Annotated in this window: 21 protein-coding genes and 4 pseudogenes; 15 read left to right on the top strand and 10 right to left on the bottom strand. The window is 71.0% G+C overall.

Annotated elements, in window-relative coordinates; translation table 11 throughout:
* Positions 1 to 24: 24 nt before the first annotated feature.
* The 3 genes from ABTX62_RS30790 to ABTX62_RS30780 all read left to right on the top strand — a co-directional run bounded on the left by ABTX62_RS30790 (position 25) and on the right by ABTX62_RS30780 (position 2,866).
* Entirely contained in the window at positions 25 to 657 is a 633-nt protein-coding gene (locus ABTX62_RS30790; protein WP_352119242.1) for a TetR family transcriptional regulator, read from the top strand.
* A 73-nt stretch (positions 658 to 730) separates the two neighbouring features.
* Positions 731 to 1,939: an alpha/beta hydrolase gene (locus ABTX62_RS30785; protein WP_352119241.1), complete on the top strand. Its 1,209-nt coding sequence runs from the start codon at positions 731 to 733 to the stop codon at positions 1,937 to 1,939.
* Positions 1,940 to 2,005: 66 nt separating this feature from the next.
* Positions 2,006 to 2,866 carry a DUF4429 domain-containing protein gene (locus ABTX62_RS30780; protein WP_352119268.1) on the top strand — a complete coding sequence of 287 codons (861 nt, stop codon included), beginning with the start codon at positions 2,006 to 2,008 and terminating at the stop codon, positions 2,864 to 2,866.
* Between the two features lie 112 nt (positions 2,867 to 2,978).
* On the opposite strand, the gene ABTX62_RS30775 is transcribed toward ABTX62_RS30780, so the two are convergent.
* Positions 2,979 to 3,995: an aldo/keto reductase gene (locus ABTX62_RS30775; protein ID WP_352119240.1), complete on the bottom strand. Its 1,017-nt coding sequence runs from the start codon at positions 3,993 to 3,995 to the stop codon at positions 2,979 to 2,981.
* Positions 3,992 to 4,456, bottom strand: a complete 465-nt coding sequence (locus ABTX62_RS30770; protein ID WP_020271715.1) for a MerR family transcriptional regulator — start codon at positions 4,454 to 4,456, stop codon at positions 3,992 to 3,994. Before ABTX62_RS30770 ends, ABTX62_RS30775 begins: the two co-directional genes overlap by 4 nt.
* Before the next feature lie 313 nt (positions 4,457 to 4,769).
* On the opposite strand from ABTX62_RS30770, the gene ABTX62_RS30760 reads away from it, so the two are divergent.
* Positions 4,770 to 5,585: a serine hydrolase domain-containing protein gene (locus ABTX62_RS30760; RefSeq protein ID WP_352119239.1), complete on the top strand. Its 816-nt coding sequence runs from the start codon at positions 4,770 to 4,772 to the stop codon at positions 5,583 to 5,585.
* 20 nt (positions 5,586 to 5,605) lie between these two features.
* Here the strand turns inward: ABTX62_RS30760 and ABTX62_RS30755 are convergent, their stop codons facing one another.
* On the bottom strand, positions 5,606 to 6,259 hold the full coding sequence (locus ABTX62_RS30755; RefSeq protein ID WP_352119238.1) for a pirin family protein: 654 nt from the start codon (positions 6,257 to 6,259) through the stop codon (positions 5,606 to 5,608).
* 59 nt (positions 6,260 to 6,318) lie between these two features.
* Between ABTX62_RS30755 and fasR the strand changes: the two genes are divergently transcribed.
* The 5 genes from fasR (at position 6,319) to fabF (ending at position 11,253) form a co-directional block, all read left to right on the top strand.
* On the top strand, positions 6,319 to 7,524 hold the full coding sequence (gene fasR, locus ABTX62_RS30750; RefSeq protein ID WP_352119237.1) for a fatty acid biosynthesis transcriptional regulator FasR: 1,206 nt from the start codon (positions 6,319 to 6,321) through the stop codon (positions 7,522 to 7,524).
* An 89-nt stretch (positions 7,525 to 7,613) separates the two neighbouring features.
* The gene (locus ABTX62_RS30745) at positions 7,614 to 8,546 is read left to right on the top strand and encodes an ACP S-malonyltransferase (RefSeq protein WP_352119236.1); all 933 of its coding nucleotides are present in this window, start codon (positions 7,614 to 7,616) and stop codon (positions 8,544 to 8,546) included.
* 16 nt (positions 8,547 to 8,562) lie between these two features.
* Positions 8,563 to 9,564, top strand: a complete 1,002-nt coding sequence (locus tag ABTX62_RS30740) for a ketoacyl-ACP synthase III (RefSeq protein WP_352119235.1) — start codon at positions 8,563 to 8,565, stop codon at positions 9,562 to 9,564.
* A gap of 82 nt (positions 9,565 to 9,646) precedes the next feature.
* Positions 9,647 to 9,895, top strand: coding sequence for an acyl carrier protein (locus ABTX62_RS30735; protein ID WP_030341284.1), 249 nt, complete (start codon positions 9,647 to 9,649; stop codon positions 9,893 to 9,895).
* An 86-nt stretch (positions 9,896 to 9,981) separates the two neighbouring features.
* On the top strand, positions 9,982 to 11,253 hold the full coding sequence (gene fabF, locus ABTX62_RS30730; RefSeq protein WP_283969989.1) for a beta-ketoacyl-ACP synthase II: 1,272 nt from the start codon (positions 9,982 to 9,984) through the stop codon (positions 11,251 to 11,253).
* Between the two features lie 148 nt (positions 11,254 to 11,401).
* On the opposite strand, the gene ABTX62_RS30725 is transcribed toward fabF, so the two are convergent.
* A complete protein-coding gene (locus tag ABTX62_RS30725) occupies positions 11,402 to 11,896 on the bottom strand; it encodes a DUF3145 domain-containing protein (protein ID WP_352119234.1) in 495 nt (164 codons plus the stop codon).
* 258 nt (positions 11,897 to 12,154) lie between these two features.
* On the opposite strand from ABTX62_RS30725, the gene ABTX62_RS30720 reads away from it, so the two are divergent.
* Both ABTX62_RS30720 and ABTX62_RS30715 read left to right on the top strand, forming a co-directional pair.
* The gene (locus ABTX62_RS30720; protein WP_352119233.1) at positions 12,155 to 13,042 is read left to right on the top strand and encodes an SGNH/GDSL hydrolase family protein; all 888 of its coding nucleotides are present in this window, start codon (positions 12,155 to 12,157) and stop codon (positions 13,040 to 13,042) included.
* A 27-nt stretch (positions 13,043 to 13,069) separates the two neighbouring features.
* Positions 13,070 to 14,042 (top strand): annotated as a pseudogene (locus ABTX62_RS30715) (aldose epimerase family protein).
* A gap of 81 nt (positions 14,043 to 14,123) precedes the next feature.
* Here ABTX62_RS30715 and ABTX62_RS30710 read toward each other — a convergent pair.
* Positions 14,124 to 14,333, bottom strand: a pseudogene (locus tag ABTX62_RS30710) (fibronectin type III-like domain-contianing protein); the annotation flags it as partial.
* Here ABTX62_RS30710 and ABTX62_RS30705 point away from each other — a divergent pair.
* Together ABTX62_RS30705 and ABTX62_RS30700 are read left to right on the top strand one after the other, a co-directional pair.
* Positions 14,328 to 14,426: pseudogene (locus tag ABTX62_RS30705) on the top strand (TetR family transcriptional regulator); the annotation flags it as partial. The pseudogenes ABTX62_RS30710 and ABTX62_RS30705 overlap by 6 nt on opposite strands.
* A gap of 223 nt (positions 14,427 to 14,649) precedes the next feature.
* Positions 14,650 to 15,882, top strand: a complete 1,233-nt coding sequence (locus tag ABTX62_RS30700; protein ID WP_352119232.1) for a pyroglutamyl-peptidase I — start codon at positions 14,650 to 14,652, stop codon at positions 15,880 to 15,882.
* On the opposite strand, the gene ABTX62_RS30695 is transcribed toward ABTX62_RS30700, so the two are convergent.
* Positions 15,833 to 16,669, bottom strand: a complete 837-nt coding sequence (locus ABTX62_RS30695) for an EI24 domain-containing protein (protein ID WP_352119231.1) — start codon at positions 16,667 to 16,669, stop codon at positions 15,833 to 15,835. The genes ABTX62_RS30700 and ABTX62_RS30695 overlap by 50 nt on opposite strands.
* 333 nt (positions 16,670 to 17,002) lie before the next feature.
* On the opposite strand from ABTX62_RS30695, the gene ABTX62_RS30690 reads away from it, so the two are divergent.
* Complete coding sequence (locus tag ABTX62_RS30690) at positions 17,003 to 18,148, top strand: serine hydrolase domain-containing protein (protein WP_352119230.1); 1,146 nt, start codon at positions 17,003 to 17,005, stop codon at positions 18,146 to 18,148.
* A gap of 78 nt (positions 18,149 to 18,226) precedes the next feature.
* Here the strand turns inward: ABTX62_RS30690 and ABTX62_RS30685 are convergent.
* Positions 18,227 to 18,684, bottom strand: a pseudogene (locus tag ABTX62_RS30685) (organic hydroperoxide resistance protein).
* A gap of 97 nt (positions 18,685 to 18,781) precedes the next feature.
* Entirely contained in the window at positions 18,782 to 19,804 is a 1,023-nt protein-coding gene (locus ABTX62_RS30680; RefSeq protein WP_352119229.1) for an NADP-dependent oxidoreductase, read from the bottom strand.
* Between the two features lie 100 nt (positions 19,805 to 19,904).
* Between ABTX62_RS30680 and ABTX62_RS30675 the strand changes: the two genes are divergently transcribed.
* On the top strand, positions 19,905 to 20,354 hold the full coding sequence (locus ABTX62_RS30675) for a MarR family winged helix-turn-helix transcriptional regulator (protein WP_283970000.1): 450 nt from the start codon (positions 19,905 to 19,907) through the stop codon (positions 20,352 to 20,354).
* A 593-nt stretch (positions 20,355 to 20,947) separates the two neighbouring features.
* On the opposite strand, the gene ABTX62_RS30670 is transcribed toward ABTX62_RS30675, so the two are convergent.
* Positions 20,948 to 21,406, bottom strand: coding sequence for a hypothetical protein (locus ABTX62_RS30670; RefSeq protein ID WP_352119228.1), 459 nt, complete (start codon positions 21,404 to 21,406; stop codon positions 20,948 to 20,950).
* On the bottom strand, positions 21,396 to 25,669 hold a 4,274-nt coding region (locus tag ABTX62_RS30665), incomplete at its 5' end, for a polymorphic toxin-type HINT domain-containing protein (protein ID WP_352119227.1). The genes ABTX62_RS30670 and ABTX62_RS30665, both read right to left, overlap by 11 nt.

Below are 25,669 nucleotides of genomic sequence, written 5' to 3'. Positions count from 1 at the left end.
AACACTTCAGACGAGAGGCTTGTCTTGAACCTGCGCGAACGAAAGAAGCGGCGCACCCGGGACGCACTGCTGCGGGCCGCGCTGGAACTGTTCGCCACGCGCGGGTACGAGGAGACGACCGTCGACGACATCGCCGCCGCCGTGGACGTCTCGCAGCGCACCTTCTTCCGCTACTTCGCCGGCAAGGAGGAGACGGCGTTCTTCGTGCCGCGTCTCGCCGAGACGCTCGTCGTCGAGGCCCTGCGCACGCGCCCGCCGGACGAGGTGCCGCTGGAGGCGCTGCGCCGGGCCGTGCTGGAGAGCTGGGACGCGATCAACGAGGCCGTCGAGGAGCTCGTGCCGATCGAGCTCCACCTGCGCGTCTACCGGGTGATCGAGTCGACGCCCGCGCTGCTCGCCGCCCATCTGCGGCGGTCGGCGGAGCTGGAGGAGCAGCTCGCCTGCATCATCGCCGAGCGCGAGGGGCTCGACGTGGACGCGGACCCCCGGCCTAGGATCGTCGTGGCCCTCTTCGGCGGCGTGATTCGTGTCACCGAGCGACTGTGGTCCGCGGGGGACGACCTCAGCCTCGACGGAATGCGCGAACTCACCACGACCTACCTGGATCAGGTGGGTCCCGCACTGGCCGGGAACTGGCGTGCGGAGCGGTCCCCTTAACACACCCACCGAAACGTGATCCCAGTCACTTGGCCAACGCGAGACCCTCTCGTTCTCCTAGTGTGTCCTTTCAGTGACTTCCTTCGACACCTCCCCGCAACTGAACGTCTGGCGCGCACTGCTCGCTCTGGCCGTCGTGTTCGTGATGCTGACGACCACCGGCTGGACGGCCCTGCGCAACCAGCGGGGCGCCACGCCGCTCCAAGCCTCGCTCTCCGCCTGGGAGCACGGCCGGATCGGCGGGCACCGGCTGCCGGATCCGCGGTCCGAGCCGGCGAAGCTGGCCCGCTTCTTCACCTCGCTCACCGAGCAGGAACGTTCGACGCTGATCCGCGAGTACGCGCTCGCGGTGGGCAACATGAACGGCGCGCCGGTCGAGATGCGCTACCGCGCCAACCACCTCGCGCTCGCCGAGGCACGCGAGGTCGAGCGCGAACGCATGCACGACCAGCGCCTCACCGCGGCCGGGCAGCACGAGGCGGCGCGCAGGATGCACCGCTTCGAGGACCTCATGGAGCCGGGCCGTCACATCCTGGCCTTCGACCCGGAGGGTTCGGGCCGGGTGGCGGAGGTCTTCGGCAACCTGCGCGGGGCGGAGCGGGTCTCGGTCGTCGTCCCCGGCGTCGACACCGACCTGCTCACCTTCCAGCGCACCGGCCGGCCGTACTCGGCGCCCGTCGGCATGGCCAAGTCCCTGTACGCGGCCGAACGCAAGGCCGGCCCCTCGACCCGCACGGCCGTCATCGCCTGGGCGGACTACACGGCGCCCAGCGGACTCGGCATCGACTCGGCCACGGCGATGCGCGCCAAGGAGGGTGCCGTGCGGCTGAACGCCCTCGTGCGGGCGCTGCCGGGCCGTTCGCCGGTCTCGCTGTTCTGCCACAGCTACGGGTCGGTGGTGTGCGGGGTCGCGGCCCCCGCGCTGCCTGGCCGGGTGTCCGACATCGCGGTGGCCGGCAGCCCCGGCATGCGCGTCGAGAGGGCCGCGCAGCTGGACACCACCGCCCGGGTGTGGGCGATGCGCGACTCCGACGACTGGATCCAGGACGTGCCCTATCTGGAGGTCGGCGGGCTGGGCCACGGCGCCGACCCGGTGTCCTCCGGGTTCGGGGCGCGGGTGCTGTCGGCGGCGGGCGCGAAGGGTCACGCGGGCTACTTCGAGCCCGGAACGGCAAGTCTGTTCAATTTCGCAGAGATCGGCGTCGGCGCATACCGCTCGGTGCACTGCGCGCACGAAGACGGCGTCTGCCGTACCGGTTTGTCCGGCACGGCGTCGGCCTGACGCGCGTAGAGGCGAAGGAATTGCGGTCTGCTCGGGAGGGGGACGGAGGAGCGCGTGCCGCATACGATGAGCCGCATGGGTGACGTACTGGCCGGATTTCATGCCGCCTGGGAGTTCGAGTCCGACTCCGTGCTCATCCGCTACGAACGGGGGATTCGAACACCCAAACTCTTCCAATCCCTCGGGGAACGTCGTGTGCCCCTGGAGGCGATCGCCGGAGTGACGCTGACGCGCGGGAGACGCGGCACGGTCGTGCTGCGCGTCGAGCCGCGCCCCGGGGCGGACCCCTTGATGGAGGCGGCCGCCGGGCAGTTGAAGGAGAGCGTCGATCCCTACCGGCTGGTGCTGCCCGCCGACCGGGAGGTCCTCGCGGAGTACTACGCCGACGAGCTGCGGACCCTGCTCACGGAGTCCGGGCCGTCCGAGCGGTTCCTCGTGCCGCCGCCCGAGGGGCCCTCGTCGTTCAAGGCGTACGACGGCAAGGCGTCCTTCGACGGGCGGACCGTGAACTTCCGGTGGTTCTGGACAGGCGCGTCCTCGGCGAAGTGGAAGGCCGGCGACCAGAGCTTCTCCGTCGGCGAGCTGAACGGGGTGGAGTGGCGCTCGCCGGAGGTGTTCGAGGGGCATCTGCGGCTGCTGCGGCGGGACGAGGCGGCGGCGTCCGCCGCACAGGCCGACCAGGACCCGGCCGCGGTGGTGTTCGGGCTGGGATACGGGCCCGTTCACGAGTCCCTGCCGTTCGCCGCGGCGGTGCTGGCCGCCGTGCGGACGTCCAGTCCGGTGGCGGCGGTGTCCGCCGCCGCGCCGCGGCGTGATCCCGCGGACATCGCCGAGCGGATTCGTCACCTGGGTGAGTTGCATCAGGCCGGGCTGGTGACGGATGAGGAGTTCTCGGTCAAAAAGGCCGAGTTGCTGGCGGAGCTCTAGCGTCCGCCGGGAGCTCGCTGTGGGCGGGCGCGGGTGCGTGCGTGGTGGATCGCGCCGACGCGGCGGAGCCGCACATCGACACGGCCCCGCGCGCGCCCCCGGGGGCGTTCCCCTACTCCCTGCCGGCCGAGGTGAACGTCATGTCCGCGTAGCGGTCGCCCGCCACCTGGGCGGCTATGCCGTCCAGCAGCTCCAGTTGCTCGTCGGTCAGGACGATCCCGGTCGCCGCCGTGTTCTCCTCCACCCTGCCGGGCTTGCGGGTGCCCGGGATCGGGATGACCGGGAGGTCGTGGATCGTCGCCCGCTGCTGGGTCCAGGCCAGGGCGATCTGACCGAGGGTCGCGTCGTGGGCCTTGGCCACCGAGCGGATCAGCTCCAGCAGGGTCGCGTTCGCCGTGGCGTTCTCCCCCGTGAAGCGGGGCTGGCGGCGGCGGAAGTCATCGGCGCTCAGGTCCTGGTCGGCGTCGGTGAAGGAGCCGGTGAGGAAGCCGCGGCCGAGGGGCGAGTACGCGACGAGGGCCACACCCAGCTCGCGGGCTGCGGGGACGACGTGCGTCTCGATGTCGCGGCTGAACAGCGACCACTCCGACTGCACGGCGGCGATGGGGTGGACGGCGTGGGCGGCACGCAGTTCGCCGGCCGTGACCTCGCTCAGGCCGAGGTGCTTGACCTTGCCCTCGCGGACCAGGTCGGCCATGGTGCCGACGCTCTCCTCGATCGGCACGTTCACATCGCGCCGGTGCATGTAGTAGAGGTCGATGGCCTCGACGTCCAGGCGCTTCAGGCTCGCCTCGACGGCCTGCCGGATGTAGGGCGGGTCGTTGCGGACGATGCGGCGCGTCGGGTCGTCCGGCGGTATGGACAGGGCGAACTTGGTCGCGATGACGACCTCGTCGCGGTGGGCCCTGAAGAACGGCGACAGGAACCGCTCGTTCTCACCGGCGCCGTACGCGTCGGCCGTGTCGTAGAGGGTGACGCCGAGTTCGAGTGCCCGCTCCAGGGTGGCGCGGGACGCGTCCGCGTCCGAGGGGCCGTATCCGAAGCTCATGCCCATGCAGCCGAGGCCCTGGACGCTCACCTCGGGACCGTGGTCGCCGAGCTTCGTCGTCGTGATCTTGCCGTCCGTCATCGGGACCTCTCCGACGCCAGGGCACGCCCGGCGTCCGCGTAGAAACTGATCTTCCGGTCGAGCACGGCGAGCGTGCCCCGGAGTTCGTCGATCCTGGCCAGGACGTCCTCGCGGGTCGTCTTCAGCAGCTCGAAGCGCTCGCCGTAGGTGTGGTCGCCCTCGCGCACCAGTTCCGCGTACCGGACCATGTCCGCCACCGGCATGCCCGTCAGTCGGAGCTTCCCGACGAGGTCGAGCCAGTCGAGGTCGCGGTTGGTGTAGCGGCGCTGGCCGGTGTGGGAGCGGTCGATGTGCGGCATCAGACCGATGCGCTCGTACCAGCGCAGGGTGTGTGCCGTCAGTCCGGTCAGGGCGACGACCTCGCTGATCGTGTAGCGGTCCTCGCCGTCCGGGCGCCGGTTCTGCTGCGGCGGTCCGGCGCAGGTGTCGGTCCTGGTGCCCGTGGTCTCCATCACCGTCATGACCCCAACGCTAGAACCTTGGAGTGCACTCCAAGCAAGCGCCGACGGTAAGAAATCGGCAGGACGGTTCTTGACCCGGCTGGTTGGCGTACGGAGTCAGGAGTGTCGCGCCTCGCACCCCGCCCGAGGATGCCGGGGAAGTCCTGCGGCTGCGCAGGGACCCGGACTTCGCGGCGTGGTGCGCCGGCGCGGTGCCCGGCGCGTGCGGCTCACCGCCCCGCCGGAGGCCGAACCGCTGTACGTCCGCCTCGGGTTCCGGCCCAAGGCCGACCCCTTGCGGGAACCCACGCTCTGAGCGCATAGGCTCGAAAGCATGTCGCTGAAGAGCCTCGCGCTGATCGAGAACTGGCCGGTTCCCACCGCTGCGGCGGGTGTCGTACGAGCGGACGGCACCGTCCTCGGCACGCACGGCCCGGCCGGGCGGCGGTTCCCGCTCGCGTCGGTGACCAAGCCGCTCGCCGCCTACGCGGTGCTCGTCGCCTACGAGGAGGGGGCCGTCGAGTTCGACGACCCGGCGGGCCCCACCGGGTCGACGGTGAGGCACCTGCTCGCGCACACCTCGGGCCTCGCCTTCGACGAGCACAAGGTCACGGCCCCGCCCGGGGAACGCCGGCTGTACTCCAACGCCGGTTTCGAGCAGCTCGGCGACCATGTGACGAAGGCCACCGACATCCCGTTCGCCGAGTACCTGCGGCAGGCCGTGCTGGAGCCGCTGGGCATGACGTCGACGACCCTGGAGGGCTCCCCGGCCAAGGACGGGGTGTCGACGGTGGAGGACCTGCTGCGGTTCGCGGCCGAGGTGCAGGCACCGCGCCTGCTGGATCCGCGTACGGTCGCCGACGCGATGACCGTGCACTTCCCGGGCACGAAGGGCGTCCTGCCGGGGTACGGCCACCAGAACCCCAACGACTGGGGGCTCGGGTTCGAGATCCGCGACTCCAAGTCGCCGCACTGGACGGGGTCCTCGTCGTCACCGCACACGTTCGGGCATTTCGGGCAGTCGGGGACGTTCCTGTGGGTCGACCCGGACGCGGGCGCCGCCTGTGTGGCGCTGACGGACCGGGCGTTCGGCCCGTGGGCGATCGAGGCGTGGCCCGCCTTCACGGACGCGGTGCTCGCGGAACTCTAGGAGACGCGCGGGCCTCCCCCTCAGGCCATCTCCCAGATCAGCAGCTCCGCGGCGGTCACGCCCTCGGCCTCCAGGCCCTCGGCGTCCGTGATCCGGGCCGCGTCGCCCGCGTGCAGTACCTCGCCGTCCAGGCGGACGTCACCGTGGACGACGTGCACGTACGTGTACGGCCCGTCGGGCACCGCCGTGCGCTCCCCGGGCCCGAGGCGCCGCACGTGCAGCATCGCGCCGGCCTCCGGGAGCGCGTAGGGCGTGGAGTCCGCGATGCCGCGGACCACCTCGTAGGACGGGTCGCCACCGGGCCGGAGCGGGGCCAGCCACATCTGAAGGAAGGTCAGCGGCTCCGGGCCGTCGTTGCGCTCCACATGACGCACCCCGCCCGCCGAGCTGAGCCGCTGCACATCGCCGTGCCGTACGACCGACTCGTGCCCGGCGGAGTCGCGATGGGTCAGCTCGCCCTCCACCACCCACGTCACGATCTCGGTGTGGCTGTGGGGGTGTTCGTCGAACCCGGCGCCGGGCGCCAGCCGCTCCTCGTTGCACGCGAGCACCGCGCCGAAGCGGAGGTTGTCCGGGTCGTAGTGGGAGCCGAAGGAGAAGGCGTGCCACGACTCGATTCCGGCCGCCCGGTCGCCGCCCCGGTAGCGCTCGCCCGCGCGCCGCATGTCCATCACGGAGTCCACGGTAGACCCGGCAGCCCACCTTCCCGTCCGGATAAGGCAGTCTTGTCCCCGTGCCCGAACCCGAAACCGGCAAGAACGAAGCCACAGCCCACGACGTCCATCCGCATGCCCCGACGCTGAAGCGGCTGGAGAAGTCCTCCGGATCGCTCGCCGCGCAGGCCATCGCGCGGATGGACGAGACGCTGCCCTGGTACCGGGCCATGCCCCCGGAGAACCGTTCCTGGATCGGTCTGGTCGCACAGGCGGGCATCGCCGCGTTCACCGAGTGGTTCCGGCGTCCGGACGCCCCGCAGGCCATCTCCACCGACGTGTTCGGCACCGCGCCGCGCGAGCTGACCCGGGCGATCACACTGCGCCAGACCGTGGAGATGGTGCGCACCACCATCGAGGTCATGGAGAGCGCGATCGACGAGGTCGCGGCCCCCGGCGACGAGCGGGTGCTGCGCGAGGCACTGCTCGTGTACGCCCGCGAGATCGCCTTCGCCACGGCCCAGGTGTACGCGCAGGCCGCCGAGGCACGCGGTGCGTGGGACGCCCGGCTGGAGTCCCTGGTCGTGAACGCCGTGCTCAGCGGCGAGGCCGACGAGGGGGCCGTGTCGCGGGCCGCCGCCCTCGGGTGGAACTCCCCCGAGCACGTGTGCGTGGTGCTCGGCACGGCGCCCGACGGGGACAGCGAGCTGACCGTCGAGGCCATACGGCGCGCGGCCCGCCACGCCAAGCTCCAGGTGCTCACCGGGGTGCTCGGCGACCGGCTGGTCGTCATCGCGGGCGGCAGCGACAACCCGCTGGCCGTCGCCAAGTCGCTCATCGGCCCCTTCGCGGCCGGGCCGGTCGTGGCGGGCCCGGTGGTGCCGGACCTGCTGGCCGCGACCCGGTCCGCGCAGGCCGCCGCGGCGGGCCTCAAAGCCTGTTCGGCCTGGCAGGACGCCCCGCGCCCGGTCCTGGCGGACGATCTGCTGCCCGAGCGGGCGATGGCCGGTGACCCCTCGGCCCGTGAGCAACTGGTGGAGGAGATCTACAGACCGCTGGAGGAGGCCGGGGCCGCGCTCCTGGAGACCCTCAGCGTCTATCTCGAACAGGCGAGCAGTCTGGAGGGCGCCGCCCGGATGCTGTTCGTCCATCCCAACACCGTCCGCTACCGGCTTCGACGTGTGACTGACGTCACCGGATGGTCACCCTCCGATGTACGCTCTGCGTTCACACTGCGGATCGCGCTGATCCTGGGGCGTCTGGTCGATGGAGATCTCCAGCCCTAGGGTTTTGTCGAGGCTCGACAAAACCCCCTCGTGTTCTTCGTCCTTGTCCTCACGGGCGGCCGTGCCCGTACCCAAGAGAGAGTGTGAGAGTGCTCGTACTCGTCGCTCCCGGCCAGGGCGCTCAGACGCCCGGCTTCCTGACCGCATGGCTCGACCTCCCCGGTGTTCGCGGTGCCCTCGAGGCCTGGTCGGACGCCGCGGGACTCGACCTGATCCGTTACGGCACCGAGGCAGACGCGGACGAGATCCGCGACACCGCGGTGGCGCAGCCGCTGCTGGTCGCGGCCGGACTGGTGTCGGCGTCCCTGCTTTTCGAGGACCCGGCCGACCTCCCGCGCAAGGTCGGCGCCGTCGCCGGGCACAGCGTCGGCGAGTTCACCGCCGCCTCGCTCGCCGGGGTGCTGTCCCACGAGGAGGCGCTCCGCCTGGTCCGCACCCGCGGGCTCGCCATGGCGGAGGCCGCCGCCGTGACCGAGACGGGCATGGCCGCTCTCCTCGGCGGCGACCCGGATGTGACGGTTCCGCATCTGACGAAGCTGGGGCTGACCCCCGCCAACATGAACGGCGCGGGCCAGATCGTCGCGGCCGGCACCAAGGAGCAGCTCGCCGCGCTGGAGGCGGACAAGCCCGAGGGCGTGCGCAAGGTCGTCGCGCTGAAGGTCGCCGGCGCGTTCCACACGCACCACATGGCCCCCGCGGTCCACACGCTGGCCAAGGCCGCCGAAGCCCTGACACCCGGTGACCCGAAGCTCACCTGCCTCTCCAACGCGGACGGGCAGGCCGTCCCCGGCGGCGCCGAGGTGCTGGAGCGTCTGGTCGGCCAGGTCGCCAACCCGGTCCGCTGGGATCTGTGCATGGAGACCTTCAAGGAGCTCGGCGTCACCGCCCTGATCGAGGTGTGCCCCGGCGGCACCCTCACCGGTCTCGCCAAGCGGGCCCTGCCCGGGGTGAAGACGCTGGCCCTGAAGTCCCCCGCCGACCTCGACGCCGCCCGCGCGCTCATCGCCGAGCAGAGTGCCTGAGAAGGAGCCCGAGAGCATGGCGAAGATCAAGCCCAGCAAGGGCGCCCCGTACGCGCGCATCCTCGGTGTCGGCGGCTACCGCCCGACCCGGGTCGTGCCGAACGAGGTGATCCTGGAGACGATCGAGTCGTCCGACGAGTGGATCCGCTCGCGCTCCGGTATCGAGACGCGGCACTGGGCCTCCGACGAGGAGACCGTCGCCGCGATGTCGCTGGAGGCGTCCGGCAAGGCCATCGCGGACGCGGGCATCTCCGCCGACCAGATCGGCGGCGTGATCGTGTCGACCGTCTCGCACTTCAAGCAGACCCCGGCGGTCGCCACCGAGATCGCCGACAAGCTGGGCACCGCCAAGGCCGCCGCGTTCGACATCTCGGCGGGCTGCGCGGGCTTCGGCTACGGCCTCACGCTCGCCAAGGGCATGGTCGTCGAGGGTTCGGCGGAGTACGTGCTGGTGATCGGCGTCGAGCGGCTGAGCGACCTGACGGACCTGGAGGACCGCGCGACGGCCTTCCTGTTCGGGGACGGCGCCGGCGCGGTCGTGGTCGGCCCGGCCCAGGAGCCCGCGATCGGCCCCACCGTATGGGGCTCCGAGGGCGACAAGTCCGAGACCATCAAGCAGACCGTGCCGTGGACGGACTACCGCGACGGGACGGTCGAGAAGTTCCCCGCGATCACCCAGGAAGGCCAGGCGGTGTTCCGCTGGGCCGTGTTCGAGATGGCGAAGGTCGCCCAGCAGGCGCTGGACGCGGCCGGGCTCACCGTGGACGACCTGGACGTCTTCATCCCTCACCAGGCCAACGTGCGGATCATCGACTCGATGGTGAAGACGCTGAAACTGCCGGAGCACGTCACGGTCGCGCGTGACATCCGCACCACCGGCAACACCTCGGCCGCCTCGATCCCGCTCGCGATGGAGCGGCTCCTGGCGACCGGAGAGGCGAAGAGCGGCGACACCGCGCTCGTCATCGGCTTCGGGGCGGGTCTCGTGTACGCCGCGACTGTCGTTACCCTCCCCTAGGCACTCCGTGCCGGATCATTGCGATCCGGCACGGGAGGAAACACCTGCCACACCCTCTGGAAATCTACGAAGGAGCGCCGACATGGCCGCCACTCAGGAAGAGATCGTCGCCGGTCTCGCCGAGATCGTGAACGAGATCGCCGGCATCCCGGTTGAGGACGTCCAGCTGGACAAGTCCTTCACCGACGACCTGGACGTCGACTCGCTGTCCATGGTCGAGGTCGTCGTCGCCGCCGAAGAGCGTTTCGACGTCAAGATCCCCGACGAGGACGTCAAGAACCTCAAGACCGTCGGTGACGCGACCGATTACATCCTCAAGCACCAGGCCTGATCAGCCGATCAGACCGACTGGCTGACTGCCCCGCCACCCGGCGGTGGCGCCGCTTAATCCTCGGATCCGTTGGAGAAAGAATTCCCGTGAGCTCGACCAATCGCACCGTGGTCGTCACCGGTATCGGCGCAACCACACCGCTGGGTGGCGACGCAGCCTCTACCTGGGAAGGGCTGATCGCCGGCAAGTCCGGTGTCAAGCCCCTGGAGCAGGAGTGGGCCGCCGACCAGGCGGTCCGCATCGCGGCCCCGGTCGCCGTGGAGCCGACCGAGGTCATCCCGCGGCCACAGGCCCGCCGACTGGACCGCTCGGCGCAGTTCGCGCTGGTGGCGGCCAAGGAGGCCTGGGCCGACGCCGGCTTCGAAGCCAAGGCCGGCGAGGACCCCGGCATCGACCCCGACCGGCTGGGCGCGGTCATCGCCTCCGGCATCGGCGGCGTGACGACCCTGCTCGACCAGTACGACGTGCTGAAGGAGAAGGGCGTCCGCCGCGTCTCCCCGCACACCGTGCCCATGCTGATGCCCAACAGCCCGTCGGCCAACGTGGGACTGGCCGTGGGCGCCCGGGCGGGCGTGCACACCCCGGTCTCCGCCTGCGCCTCGGGCGCCGAGGCCATCGGCTACGCCATCGAGATGATCCGCACCGGCCGCGCCGACGTCGTCGTCGCGGGTGGCACGGAGGCGGCGATCCACCCGCTGCCCATCGCCGCGTTCGGCAACATGATGGCGATGTCCAAGAACAACGACGACCCGCAGGGCGCGTCGCGTCCGTACGACACCGCCCGTGACGGCTTCGTCCTCGGTGAGGGCGCCGGTGTCGTCGTCCTGGAGTCCGCCGAGCACGCCGCCAAGCGCGGGGCCCGGGTGTACGCCGAGGCGGTCGGGCAGGGCATCTCCGCCGACGCGCACGACATCGTGCAGCCGGAGCCGGAGGGGCGGGGCATCTCGCACGCCCTGCAGAACCTGCTGGAGCGCAACGACCTGGACCCGGCGGAGATCGTGCACGTCAACGCGCACGCGACGTCCACGCCGGCCGGTGACATCGCCGAGCTCAAGGCGCTGCGGAAGGTGTTCGGCGACGACGCCGACCACTTCGCGGTGTCCGCCACGAAGTCGATGACCGGTCATCTGCTGGGCGGTGCCGGTGGTGTCGAGACGGTGGCGACCGTGCTCGCGCTGTACCACCGGGTGGCCCCGCCGACCATCAACGTCGAGAACCTGGACCCGGAGGCCGAGGCGAACGCCGACGTCGTCCGCGGTGAGGCTCGCAAGCTGCCGGTCGAGGGCCGCATCGCCGCGCTGAACGACTCGTTCGGCTTCGGCGGGCACAACGTGGTGCTGGCGTTCCGGACGGTTTGATCCCGAGCATGGAGTGGCCCGAACTCCCTGAGGGGGTTCGGGCCATCGCCGTTTCTGTGACGTCGTGTGCCGGGTGCGGGCCGGTGGGGGTGTTCGCGCCCACGCGGCGGAGCCTCACGTCGAAACAGCCCCGCGCCCCTGAGGGCGTTTACACCACCTGGTGCAACCAGCGGACCGGGGCGCCTTCCCCGGCGTAGCGGAACGGCTCCAGTTCGTCGTCCCAGGGCTTGCCGAGGAGTTTGCTCAGCTCGGCCTCCAGGTCACTCTCGCCGCGCTGGCTGCGCAGCAGCGCCGCGCGCAGCCGGTCCTCGGGGATGAGGATGTCGCCGTGGATGCCGGTGACGGCGTGGTAGATGCCCAGGTCGGGGGTGCAGCTGTAGCGCTCGCCCTCGGCCGCGGGGCAGGGTTCCGCCGTGACCTCGAAGCGGAGCAGGTGCCAGCCGCGGAGCGCCGAGGCCAGCTTGGACGCCGTACCCGCCTGGCCCCGCCAGGAGAACTCCGAGCGCCAGGTGCCCGGTGCGGCCGGCTGGCGGATCCAGTCCAGGCTGACGCGGGTGCCGAGCACCCCGGCGACGGCCCACTCGACGTGCGGGCACAGCGCGCGCGGCGCGGAGTGCACGTACAGAACTCCACGTGTCGTCACCGGAACCTCCGGGCAGAGCGGGACATGGTGCTAACGGGCGGAACGGCTGTGACCGGGGGGTCACGTTGATGGCGAGGCTACCGTGCGGGGGCGCAAGGAGTGTGACGTACGGTCGGTCCAGGTGCCGGGAAACGCCCGCCATTCACCCAGGGGGACGCTTGTACGGGTGTGAGCCGTTGCACCTGCTCGGCCGGGAACCCTCATGCGTTGTGATGGGTTGGAGGGACAGGCACGGCGTGGCGAGGGGATGGACCGGATATGCGGGAGCGAGGCCGTCGCACTCGGGGCGTTCTGGCCGTGGTCGCGGCGGCCGTGCTGGGCGCCGCCGGGTGTGATGCCGTGGGCGGTGACGCCGCGGCCCCGTCCGAGACGGCGAAGCCGTCGCCGAAGCCGACGCCCCTGTGGGACCGAAGTCCGGATTCCCTGGCCGCCGTCGGTGACTCCATCACGCGGGGGTTCGACGCCTGTGACGTGCTGTCGGACTGTCCGGAGGCGTCCTGGGCGACCGGGACGAGCCCCGAGGTCGACTCGCTCGCGGTGCGGCTGCTGGGGAGGACCGGGGCCGCCCGGCGGAGCTGGAACTACGCCGTGACCGGGGCGCGGATGGCCGATCTGCCCGGGCAGATGGCGCAGGCGGTGCGGCGGAAACCACAGTTGGTGACGGTGATGGTCGGGGCGAACGACGCCTGCCGGGCCACGCCCTCGGCGATGACTCCGGTCTCCGCCTTCCGCGCCGACTTCGAGGACTCCCTGCGCAGTCTGCGCGAGGCGCTGCCCAAGGCGCAGGTGTTCGTGGCGAGCGTGCCCGACCTGAAGCGGCTGTGGTCCGAGGGCCGTGACAGCCCGATGGGCAAGCAGGTGTGGAAGCTGGGCATCTGCCCGTCGATGCTGGGCGAGCCGGACGCCCTGGACTCGGCGGCGACCCTGCGGCGGAACACGGTGCACCAGCGGGTGGAGGACTACAACAAGGTCCTCAAGGAGGTCTGCGCCGAGGACGAGCGGTGCCGCTACGACGGGGGCGCGGTGCACGACTACCGCTTCGGCGTGGCCCAGTTGAGCCGCTGGGACTACTTCCACCCCAGCGTGAACGGACAGGCACGGCTGGCGGAGATCGCGTACCGCACGGTCACCGCGAAGAACCCCTGAGCCGGACTCTGTCCTAGAGTTCCGCACATGAAGGAACTCTTCGGAACACTTTCCGACGGGTCCCCGGTGCACCCGCTGGACCCTGGAGCGGGCGGGCGTGCGGGTGCGGGTCCTGTCGTACGGCGGGATCGTGCAGTCCGTGGAGGTGCCGGACCGGGAGGGCCGGTCCGGGGACGTGGTGCTGGGGTTCCCGGAGCTCGACGGGTATCTCGCCCACCCGGAGCCGTACCTCGGCGCCCTCGTCGGGCGCTACGCCAACCGGATCGCCGGCGGCCGGTTCACCCTGGACGGGCGGACGTACGCACTGGTACCGAACAACGGGCCGAACTCGCTGCACGGTGGGGCGCACGGCTTCGACAAGCGGGGGTGGCGGGCGGAGCCCGTCGCGCACGGCGTGCGGCTGACGCGGGTCAGCCCGCACGGCGAGGAGGGGTTCCCGGGGCGGCTGGAGGTCTCGGCGACGTACACCCTCGGCGAGGGCGGGGCGCTGCGGATCGCGTACGAGGCGGTGACGGACGCGCCGACCGTGGTGAACCTGACCAACCACAGCTACTTCGACCTGTCGGGTTCCGGTGACGCGGGCGGCCACGAGCTGCGGCTGGCCGCCTCCCGGTACACGCCCGTCGACGCGGACCTGATCCCGGCCGGCGAGCCGGACGACGTGACCGGCACGCGTTTCGACTTCCGCGAGGCCCGCAAGACCGGTTCCGGCTACGACCACAACTTCGTGCTCGACAAGGGCGTGACGGACACTCCGGTGGCGGTCGCCGAGCTGCACGACCCGGTGTCCGGGCGGGTGCTGACGGTGGCGACCACCGAGCCCGGCCTCCAGCTGTACACCGCCGACCACCTGGGCGCGCCCTTCGCGCCCGGCGACGGCATCGCGCTGGAGACTCAGCACTTCCCCGACTCGCCGAACCGGCCGGACTTCCCCACGACCGTGCTGCGGCCGGGCGCGGTGTACCGCTCGGAGACGGTGTACGGGTTCGGCACCCGCTGAGGTGCCGGGTGGCCGACCGCGAGCCCCGGTCCGGAGGTCAGGTCCCGGACCGGGGCTGCTCGGCGGGGAACTCGTCCCGGATCAGACGTTAATCGTCGCGCTGATCCTGCGGTCGGCGAACGAGCGTCCGACCTGGATCCCGTACGAACCCTTCACAAACGACCACGATCCGGTCGCATCGTCCCAGATCTCGAAGGCGCGGCGCGGCAGTTCGACGACGGCCTCGGCGCTGTCGCCCGGTGCGGCCCCGACGGCCGCGAAACCGGCCGGCCAGCGGGCGGGGCGGACGGGCTGCCGTACCAGTGGCTGCTGGAAACGGAGTCGCTCGACAAGGCGTCGGCGTTCCGGGACTTCCTGACCCTGCTCGGTGAGGGCGGCGACTGAGCTACCGGGCGATGTACGCGGCGACCGTGCGCGGCCGGTCCGCGACCCCCGCCGCCTCGGCCTTCCTGGACGCGGTGCGGGAGGCGACGGCGAGGATCCCCGCCTGTGACCCACACGAGCCCCGCACGACCCGCCCCATGGCGTGGACCGCGCCCGTCACGCGATACTGCGGCCGTCCGGCACCGACCCCCCCCCCCCACCGCGACGGAAGGCCCGAACACCCTTGAATTCCATACGCGTTCGTCTCGGCGTCCTCGGCCTCGCCCTGCTGGCCGGCTTCACCACCCCGACGGCCGCGAGCGCCGCCCGGGCGGCACCCGCTCCCACCGTCGAGGAGCAGCGGCTCGACCGAGCGGTGCCCCGGGAGATCCTGCGCCGCTCCGGATTCGACACCGTGGCACCGCGACTGGCCCGGGCCCTCGACGCGGCCCGCTCCTACGGGGAGGCCCGCCGGGCGGTCACGCGCGAGGGCACGCGGCTGTGGCAGCGTGCGGTCGACCGGGCCCAGGGTCGGGGCCCCCTCGCCGGGGACCTCAGCCGCGACGACGACCGGCCCCTGTACTGGGCGCGGCTCGGCATGACGCGTGACGTGCGCACCTGGGAGCCCGAGTTCGGTCTGACGGACCGGCAGCGGGCCGCGCTGCTGGACCGGCTGGAGCGCACCTCGCGCGGCCAGGAAACCATCGGCCGTCCGCACGGCAAGGGCCTGAAGCAGATCCTGCTCACCGGCTTCGACCCGTTCACGCTGGACCGGGACATCCGCATCTCCAACCCGTCCGGCGCCACCGCGCTGGCCCTCGACGGCACGGTGATCGAGACGGCGGACGGCCCGGCCCGGATCGAGACGGCCGTCTTCCCGGTGCGCTGGCGGGACTTCACCGACGGCACCGTGGAGCGGACCCTGCGACCCCACCTGCCGGGGACCGACCTGTTCACGACCGTGAGCCAGGGCCGGGCCGGGAGGTTCGACATCGAGCGGACCAACGGGGCCTGGCGGGGCGGCTTCGGGGACAACGACGGCATCGGCCGCACCGAGACCGTTCCGGTGAGCGACCCGGCCTCGCAGCCGCAGTGGACGACGACCACCCTGCCGTACCGGGAGATCGTCGCCGCACACACCGGCCGCTTCCCCGTGTACGACAACACCGGCGTCACCGAGATCCCGGCCGGCGGCACCGAGCCCGTCGTACGCCCCGACGGGCCGACGCCCGGCTCCACCGCTCGCGCGGGCGGTGGCGGGGACTACCTCTCCAACGAGATCGCCTACCGGGCGACGCTGCTGCGGGACCGGCTGGGGCTGCACGACACCCTGCCGGGCGGGCATGTGCACACACCGGTGCTGCAGTTCGGCGCCGGGAACACCACGCAGATCACCGACCCGGAGTTCGTGCGCAACCGACTGGACATCATCGCCCAGGTGAAGGCGATCCTGAGGGTGGCTGCGGAAAGGGCGTGACGGCCCCGTCGCCCTTCCGGCCGCCCGCGCCGCCCTCGTCGATCTCCTCGCCCAGCAGGTCACGCGCCATGAGGGTGGCGCCCGCGACCGCGCCCGGCATCAGGAACACGGCGACGAACGGCACCAGGAAGGACACCGCGAGCGGTGTGCCGAAGCCCCAGACCAGGGTCTTCCGGGAGCGCAGCAGGGCGAGGCGGGTGCGCAGTTCGACGCCGCGGCGCTGGAGGGCGACGGCGGTCAGTTCCTCGGTGAGGAAGAACCCGGTGACGAGGAGCCCGAGCACCGGGACGACCGTCTGCCCGGCCACCGGGATGAAGCCGCAGGCGAACAGCAGCACACCCCACAGGGCGGCCCGCACCACGATCCGGAGGCTGTCGCGGGCGGAGATCCACAGTTCGCGCCAGAGCGGCAGGCCCGACTCGGGGGCGTGCCCGTCCGGCGACACGTCACGGTCGACCTTCTCGGAGAGGTTCTCGTAGAAGGGCTGCCCGATCAGCAGGGTCACCGCGGTGAACGTCACGACGGCGAGGAGCAGGGCGAGGGCGAACAGCACGGCGGTCAGGAAGCCGCGGAAGAGGCCGAGCCAAGGGCCGGACCAGCCGTCGGCGAAGGGCGTCGCCCAGGTGACGGCGTCCTCGCCCCACTGGGCCAGCGCGACCAGCGCCGCCGCGTACAGGACGAGGGTGATCAGGCCCGGGAGCAGCCCGAAGCCGTACTGCTTGCCGTGCCGGGCCACCCATCGCTGGCCTTTGAGCAAGTACCGGAAACCCGTCCCCAGATCGCGCATGGGTCGACCCTATCCGGGCCCCTGTCGTGCTCTCGACGCGCTCCGGTCACACCACGGTCACGGGTCGCCGGGCCGGGCGGGGGCGCGCCGGGTGGAGGCGTCCGGGTCACCGGTGACACCAAGGCGCCCTTGTTGCCGTTGAGTCGAACCGGTACACCTCGCCGTACCGATCTCAGGAAGCCCCCGGAGGAGGTACGCGTGCGCACCTTGAGAACCGTTCCTGCGGGACCCGCGCCGATCGTCACCCCCACCGAACCACTACGAGGGGGAGTTCCCGCAGGTGGCGAGGGCATTGTTCACAGTGGCACACAGCGGTTCAGTTGAGGAGAGCGGATGACGCAGGAGATCCACGGCACCGTGGCGGACGGCTTCGAGGCGGTGCGCGAGGAGTTCGCCGCGTTCGTCGCCGGGGAGCGAGCCGACTACGAGGGGCAGCTGTGCGCCTACGTCCACGGCCGGAAGGTCGTCGATCTGTGGGCGGGGACCGGCGCGGACGCCCTCTACGGTGTGTTCTCGTCCACCAAGGGCGCCGCCTGTCTGGTCGTGGCTCTGCTCGTCCAGGACGGCACGCTCGAACTGGACCGCAAGGTGACGTACTACTGGCCGGAGTTCGCGGCCGAGGGCAAGGGCGCCCTGACCCTGCGGGATCTGCTGGCGCACCGGGCGGGCGTGGTCGGCACGGACAGCGGCTTCACCCTCGCGGAGCTGGCCGACGACCGCCAGCTGGCCGAGCGTCTCGCCGACCAGCGGCCGTTCTGGCGCCCCGGCACGGCGTTCGGCTATCACGCGCTGGTCGCCGGGGCCCTGGCCGGTGAGGTCGTGCGCCGTGCGACCGGCCGCACGCTCCAGGAGGTCTACCAGGAGCGGATCAGGAGCCCGTACGGCCTGGACTTCCACCTGGGCCTGCCCGCGTCCGAGGAGCCCCGCTTCCGCGGCACCCAGCCGATGGACCCGACCCCGCGGCAGCAGGCCCTCCTCGATGCCACGCCGACGGGCCCGCACGCGCTCGCCTCGATCGCGTTCAACCGCAACGCGACCGAGCCGACCGACCTGGTCTCCCTTCCGAACGTGCCGCTGATCCGGGCGAAGGGTCCGGCGTCGGTGGGCGGAGTGGCCTCCGCGCGGGGTCTGGCGGGGATGTACGCGGCGGCGATCAGCGAGGTGGGCGAGCAGCCGGCGCTGCTGAAGCCGGACACCGTGGCGGAGTTCGGCCAGTTCCACTCGGCCGGTTACGACCTGGTGGTCCGGGCGCACAAGTCGTTCGGGCTGGGCTTCCAGATGACGGCTGACACGTGGCACCCGTTCCTCGGGGCCGGGACGATAGGGCACAGCGGCGCGGGCGGCTCCCAGGCGTTCGCGGACCCGTGGAGCGGCCTCGCCTACGGCTACACGCGCCGCCGGTTCGCCTTCCCCGGCGGGGCAGCCCCGGAGAACGACCGCCTGGTGCGGGCGGTCCACACCGCGGCGCTCGCCCGCTGAACCCGGGCAGGGCACGGCACGGGCGAAGGCCGCACCCCACGTCCAAGGGTGCGGCCTCCGTCTGTGCAACGACTGTCGTCAGACCAGCGTCACGGTGATGTCGCCGCGCGTCGCCTTCGAGTACGGGCACACCTCGTGGGCCTTCTCGATCAGCGACCGGGCGGTGCCCCGGTCGGCCCTGGGGATGTCGGCCGAGATCTCGACGATGATCCCGAAGCCGTCCCCGTTCCTGCCGAGGCCGACCTTCGCGATAGGGGTCTCCCCTGCTCGAACGAAGTCGAGAGCTTGGGGAAGGTCGAACCGGTGAGGTCGGCGCCCTCCTGGCGGGCGACGACTCCGAGAGCGCCCTGGAAGCAGGCGCTGTACCCGGCGGCGAACAGCTGCTCCGGGTTGGTGCCGGCGCCGCTCCCGCCCATCTCCTTCGGCGGGTTGACGACGAGGTCGAGCGTGCCGTCGTCGGTGGCGACCCGGCCGTCGCGCCCGTTCTCTGCGGTGGCGACGGCGGTGTACAGGACGTCGGACTGCTGGATCGGCATGCGGTGGTGTTCCTTCGCTCGTCCGCCGCGGCTCGCGCCCGGGCCCGGGCCGGATTCGGAAACAAGTTACCGCATGCCGAAATCGCAAGGGGAGGCGTCAGAGCTTGACGATCATCTTCCCGGTGTTGTCGCCGCGCAGAACACCCAGGAACGCCTCCAGGTTGTTCTCGATGCCCTCGACGACGGTCTCCCGGTACTTGAGCTCACCGGAGGCGACCCAGGGGGCGATCTCCTGCACGAACTGCGGCTGCAGGTCGTAGTGGTCCCCGACCAGGAAGCCCTCGATACGGCCGCGGGTGGCGATCAGGCGGGCGAGGTTCTTCGGTCCCGGGGCGGGCTCGGTGTTGTTGTAGACGGAGATCATGCCGCAGACGGCGATCCGGCCGCCCTCGTTGAGGGAGCCGATGGCCGCCTCCAGGTGGTCACCGCCGACGTTGTCGAAGTAGACGTCGATCCCGTCGGGGGCGGCGGCGCGCAGCTGCTTGCCGACGGGCCCGTCCTTGTAGTTGAAGGCGGCGTCGAAGCCGTACTCCTCCATGAGGAGCTTGACCTTCTCGTCCGACCCGGCGGAGCCGATGACCCGCGAGGCGCCCTTCAGCTTGGCGATCTGCCCGACCTGGCCGCCCACGGCGCCGGCGGCACCGGACACGAAGACGGTGTCGCCCTCCTTGAAGGCGGCGGTGCGCAGCAGGCCCGCGTAGGCGGTCAGGCCGGTCATGCCCAGCACACCGAGGTACGTCGACAGCGGCGCGGCCTCCGGGTCCACCTTCACGGCGTTCTTCCCGTTGACCACCGCGTACTCACGCCACCCGAAGAAGTGCAGCACGTGATCCCCGACGGACAGCCCCTCGGCGTTCGAGGCCACGACCTCGCCGACCGCGCCGCCCTGCATGACCTTGCCGAGCTCGAACGGGGCCACGTAGGACTTCGCGTCGCTCATCCGGCCGCGCATGTACGGGTCCACGGAGAGGTACTTGTTCCGGACGAGGACCTGCCCCTCGCCCGGCTGCGGGACCTCCACCTCGACGAAGGCGAAGTCCTCGGGCTTCGGCCAGCCGACGGGACGGCTCGCCAGGTGCCACTCGCGGCTGACGGCGGGGAGGGTGGGGGTGTCGGTCATGATGCGCCTTACCTCACTGGCTCGATGAATGTTTCAGTACCTGAAACAACCATGCTCCTGAAAATTTCAGGTTGTCAAATAACCGGGTACCCTCGACGGCATGGCCTCCACCACACCGACGCCCCAGAACATGACCAACCGCCCGGATCCGCTGACCGTCGAGGTCGTCGAACTGATCGGGGAGGTCGTGGCGCGGTTCCACGAGGACTACGAGTCGGCGGCGGCCGAGCACGCCCTGACCGGCGCGCAGGCCCGGCTGCTCAGCCTGCTGTGCCTCGAACCGCTGCCCATGCGGAGGCTGGCCCAGCAGCTGAAGTGCGAGCCGTCCAATGTGACGGGCATCGTCGACCGGCTGGAGGCCCGGGGGCTGGTCGAGCGGCAGCCGGCGCCCGCCGACCGCCGGGTGAAGGTGGCGGCGGCCACGCCGGAGGGACGGCGGGTGGCCCGGAGCCTGCGGGAGTCACTGCGGTTCGCCCGGGAGCCCCTGGCCGGGCTTTCCGAGGGTGAGCGGGTGGCGCTGCGGGACGCGCTGCGGCGGATGCTGGGCTGAGCCGGGGCCGGTGCCGGGGCCGTCAGCCGACCTCGTGGCGGCATCTCGCCGTCGGGCAAGAGCGGTTGCCGAGAGGCCCGGATCGCCTCGTCACCCCTCCCTCGCACCGAGACGCGACCAGGGCCTGCCCGCTCCGGTTGAAGACCCGGTGGGAGTCCGGGCGTTCGACATCCTCGGGGCCGTTCACCGGATCACCATATGCGGGGCGGGCGTACGGTCGGGTGCCGCCCCCGGCTTCCGGGCGCGCGGCTCTCCGGCCCCGGGTCCCTTCGGGATCATCTCCGCGGACGTTCAGATGGTGCCCGGTATCGAATACGACGCACCCGGAGCGGATGCCGGCCCGTCCGTCAGCTCCGCCATTGCGTCGAATTTCAGCTCCGCGCCATCGGCCGACGCCAGAACGCGCCGCGGAGGATGCGCTGTCTGCCGGACCTCAGTGACCAGGAGGCCTCGCAGCCCCAGGATCCACCGGTCTTCCCGCTCATTCGAGTTCATTGCCAGGCGCTGCTTCCGCTCGGGCGTGAGGCATACACTGCGGCCCCCTGCTCCTGAGTACTGGGGAGCAGGGGGCCGAGTGGTGATGCCGGACCGTGTCAGACGGTCTCCGGCGGGAATCCGTGGTGGGCACCACCACGGACGAAGGCCCGCCAGGCTTCTATCGTTCCGGAGCAGTCGGGGAACACCTCAAGCCGGAACGCCTGCTCCCAGCTCACGGTGAGCTCACCCGCCGCGCCGACGGTCACACCGTCGACGCGGGGGCGGAGCTGTCCGAGTACTCGATTGAGCGTGGTGGCCTGGGCGTCGTAGATCATGCGGAACTCGTCGAAGGCCTGGGGGCCCGCCCCTTTCTGGGCGTACCGCATGTCCTTGGACCCCACGAGGATCCTCCCGCTCCGTACGATCCGGAACGGGCACTGCATGTGGATCATGACCGTCTCGCCCTGGAGGCCGTCGAACTCGACGACGCCCATGTCCGCTGCTCTGCCGACGGAGCGGACGACGGTACCCGTCAGGATCCGGGTGATCTCGTCCAGCTGTATCTCAGCAGCCACCGAACAATCCCCTGCCTTCCTCGACGATGCGATGGTAGCCGTACCCCTGGCCGCTGACTCTGTCGTGCAGCATGCGGCGCTCCGCCGGGGTGACCTTGCGGCCCATTTCGCCTTCGATCTTCTTCAGAGCGTCATTGAACTCCTTGTTCTCGGCCTGGTTGCCGCGCGGCGCGTGATAGCCGTCGTCGTCCAGGTCGCCCGAGTCCCACTGCATGTCCTCCAGACCCTTTTCCCAGTCGAACCCGCCATCGTCGTTGTGCACGAGGAGCGGGGTCGTACCGGCGACGACGTAGTACGTGTGGATGTCGTCGATGGTGAGGTCGTGCGTGCGCTGGAGCTTGTGGTACTCGCGGGTCTTCTCGACCCGGACCGTGCCGCCGTCGACGGTGCGCAGCGTCATACCCGGCGTGAGGTGGCCGGCGTCGATCCAGGTGCCCTCGGAGGGCGACCAGAACGGGTGCGTCGTCGTGGACGTCAGTGACTGCGTGTCCCGGGCGCCCTCGCGGGAAACCGTGAGGTCGACGAAGTGCTTGTCGTCCTTGGTGATGATGGTGGCGACGACGGTCCGTGTCGTGGTCAGACCGCTCTCCGGGTCGGTGACCACGATCTTGTCACCGAGCCGGACGTCCTCGATGGGCTTGCTCGAACCGTCGGACATCAGCACGTGTGTGCCGGGCGTGAAGCTGTGCCGACCGCCTCCGACGAGGCACTGGATGGGAACGTTGTCCGTCTTCTTCAGGGCCGCCTTGAAGCCCTTGAAGACGATCTTGGCGCCCTTGCCGAGCAGACCGGTGCCCACCGCGATGCCGAAGTCGACCGCCGCGGCCTTGCAGGCGCTGCCGGAGCCCTGGGCGCAGCCGACGTAGTCGTCGACGCCCAGGACCTCCAGGATCCCCGGCCCGTTCTGGTCGCCGAACCAGCCGAGCTTGCCGACGGCGGAGCAGAACTCCGAGCCCGCGACGCTCAGACTCGAGCACCGGGTTCGCGCCCAGTTCTGGAGGTTGTGCTGGTAGTCCAGGCGCTCGTGGTAGTACGGGAAGTGCTCGGCGAGTTCCGCCTGGGTCGGGATGTAGACGCCCTGGATGGTGATCGAGTCACCCTTGGGCGCGATGACGATCGGCTTCTTGCCGTAGGTGCCGTTCCTCCTGGCCTCCTGCGACATCTTGACCGCGGTGTCGTAGCAGGACTGCGTCCGCTGACAGTTGTTGGAGCTGCCGTTGATGACGCCGTCGGTGTCGCCTTCGACGCCCGCGCAGATGCCGTCCGCTCCGCCGCCGGGCGCACCGTGGATGCAGCGGAGGCCGTCGGGGTCGCTGAACGTGAGCGGGCTGTTGTTGCTGTAGGCGTAGGCGTTCAGCGCCTGCGGATCGCCCGGGGTGAGCAGCGGGTCGACCGAGAGGAACCGGCCGGTCGCTGGGTCGTACTCCCGTGCGCCCAGGTGCGTCAGCCCGGTGGACTCACTGTTGTCGACACCGCCGACGAAGCCCTGCACACCGGGCCAGGTGCTCGGCTCGGTGCCGCGTACTCCGCCGAAGGGCAGCATGCGACGCTGCGTCAGCTGCTGGCTTCCCGCGTCGACCGCCAGCTGTCCCGTGCCGAGGTGGTCGGCGATGGTGAACGAGACCGAGCCGTCGTTGTCGATCACGGCCTGGTGCCCGCTGCCGAGGTCCAGGGTTCGGGTGGCCTCGGCGGTGGTGCCGCCCTTGGCCACGGTGATCCGGGTGGCGCCGAGGTAGAGCGTGTTCTCCTTCGAGGTGCGTGCGATGAGCCGGTTGCCGGACGCGTCGTAGACGTACTCGGTGACGTCGTCGGGTTTGCCCTCGACCGGCTTGGTCACCTTGACCAAGTGGCCTTCGGCGTCCCAGTCCAGGTCCTGGGTGGTGCCCGCGAGGGTGCGGGTGTCGGTGTTGCCGACGACGTCGTAGCCGTAGGAGTCCTGCGCGGTGCCGCCGGGCCCGGTCTGGGTCACCGTGTTCACGGCGTGCGGACGCGGCTTGCCCGGGTCCGGGTAGTCGTAGGTGCGTACGGTGTTCTTCGCCGTGTCACCGGTGACGTCGTGCAGGGTCTCGGTCTCCCGGTTGCCCACCTTGTCGTAGGTGTAGGAGTGCCAGTACGGCGCGGGACCGCCGACCGTCTGTCCGCTCGGTGCTGTGGCACAGGTGGTCGTGGACTGGGTCCAGGCCGTGGTCATGCGGCGCAGGTAGTCGTAGTCGAAGCACTGCGTGTCCGTGCCGGAACGGGAGACGTTCGAGACAGACAGGATGTTGCCCATCTGGTCGTAGCCGTAGGTGTTGTGACGGTCGACGCCCGCCACGTCCTGACGGTCCACCCGGGAGGTGGCCAGACGCTCGGTGCCCCACTCGTAGGTGTTGGTGACCCAGGTCTTCTTGCCGCCGTTGTTGGACAGCTCGAACTGCAGCGGATTGCCGGTGAGGCTGTAGCTGGTGGCGACGTCGATTCCCTGGCTGCCGCTGAGCGCGATCGGCCGCTGGGTCTGGTCCTCGTAGGTGAACGCCACCGTGGTGGCGGGCAGGGCGCCCGCGGCCGGGGAGCCGGTCGTGCGCACCGAACCGTCCACGTTGTAGGCAGTGGCCGACAGATAGGTGCCGGCGAGCGCCCCTTCGCTCGCGGGGATCGTCACGGTCGAACGCAGCACGCGGTACAGGCGGTCGTAGGCCACGACCTTGTTGGTGTACGCCTCGGAGCCGACGTAGCGGGTGGACTCGGCCAGGTGTCCCTTCGCGCCGCTGATGGTGTCGTAGACCCACTTGGCGCGCAGCGTGCCCGTGGCGCTGTTCTCACGCAGTTCGGTCTGCCGACCGAGCCCGTCGCGGACGTAGTACAGGTCGGTGGACCGGTCGTCGGAGATGGACAGGACCTGACCGCGGTCGTCGTACTCGCTGGAGCTGGGGCCCCGGTCCGGGTCGACGGTCGTCTTGAGGTTGCCGAGCAGGTCGTAGGTGTATCGCCAGACGTTGCCGGCCGGGTCGGTCAGCGTCTCCAGCTCGCCGCGCGGGGTGTACCCGTAGCGGGTGGTGTCGAACGCCGCCTGCTCGGAGCGGGTGTGGTGCTGGCGCAGCTCCGTGGTCCGCCCCCGGGCGTCGGTGACGGTCGTGGTGGCGCTTCCGCCCTCCGGCGGCACGACCGTCGTGCGGTCTCCGCCGTAGATCGTGCGGGTCGTGCCGAGCGCCGTGCCGCCGTCGCCGTTGCCCGCGATCTGCTCGCTCACGGTCGGGCGGCCCATGCCGTCGAACGTGGTGCGGGTCTGGGTCTCGACCGAGAGCGCGTCCGCGGGCTTGAACAGGGTCCGTGAGGGGGCGCCGGTGGAGTAGTAGGTCTCGAAGGTCTTGGCGGTCAGCCCGCGTTCGTTGTAGAAGACGTCGGAAAGCAGTCGCCCGCCGTCCGGGCCCGGCTTCTGCGTCTGGCGCTGGCGCAGGAAACCGTCGTACAGGCTGTACGCGGCGACCTGGCTGCCGTTGGTGCCCAGCGCCTTGGTGACGACGGCGACCGGCTGGCCGTCGGTGACCAGGTAGTCGAACTCGTACGTCGGCGTCAGCGTCGTCTGCCGGTCGGCGAGCCACACCTTCGAGGAGCGGCCGAGCGCGTCGTAGGTGAAGGTCGTGACCTTGCCGTTGGCGTCGGTCTGGGTCAGTGGCAGCCCGCGCTTCAGGTCGTGGGTGGCGGAGCTGACCAGTGCCGTGGTCGCGTCCCCGGCTTTCGCCGGCGGTGTGGTCGTGGTCGTCTTCGTGACGAAGCCGGTGGTCGGCGTGCGGGCGGTGGTGGTGGTACGGCCGTCCGTGCGGGCGGTGCGGACTGGTGCGGCCGTGCCCGTGACCGTGACGTTCGCGGTCAGGTCGGTGCTGGTGAGGACCCGGCCGTAGGAGTCGAAGGTCGCCCCGGACTCCAGGTAGGTGGCCGTGGTGCCGTCGTTCTTCTTCAGCAGGGCCGTGGCCGTGGCGTCGCCCTTGGTCGGGGCCGCGCCGTAGGCACCGCCGTCGTAGGCGGAACGGACGTCGGAGATGACGTCCTTGGAGCGGTCGACGGGGTCGGCGCAGGACTTCGCGACGGTCTCGACCCGCGCGGGCAGGTTCAGGATGTTGTCGGTGCTGTTGGTGGCATAGGTGGTGCGGGTGCAGCGGTTGTCCGCCGCGGCGGTGTTGTCGCCGAAGTCGTCGACCTGGGTGACCCGTCCGGCCACGGTGTCGTACGAGGTGGCGGTGGAGGCGGTCCGCCAGGACGTGCCCGCCCCGTCGTCCAGGGACG

The organism is Streptomyces sp. NPDC096046 (assembly GCF_040303285.1).
Lineage (GTDB): Bacteria > Actinomycetota > Actinomycetes > Streptomycetales > Streptomycetaceae > Streptomyces.
This window is presented reverse-complemented; position numbering and strand designations above follow the sequence as displayed.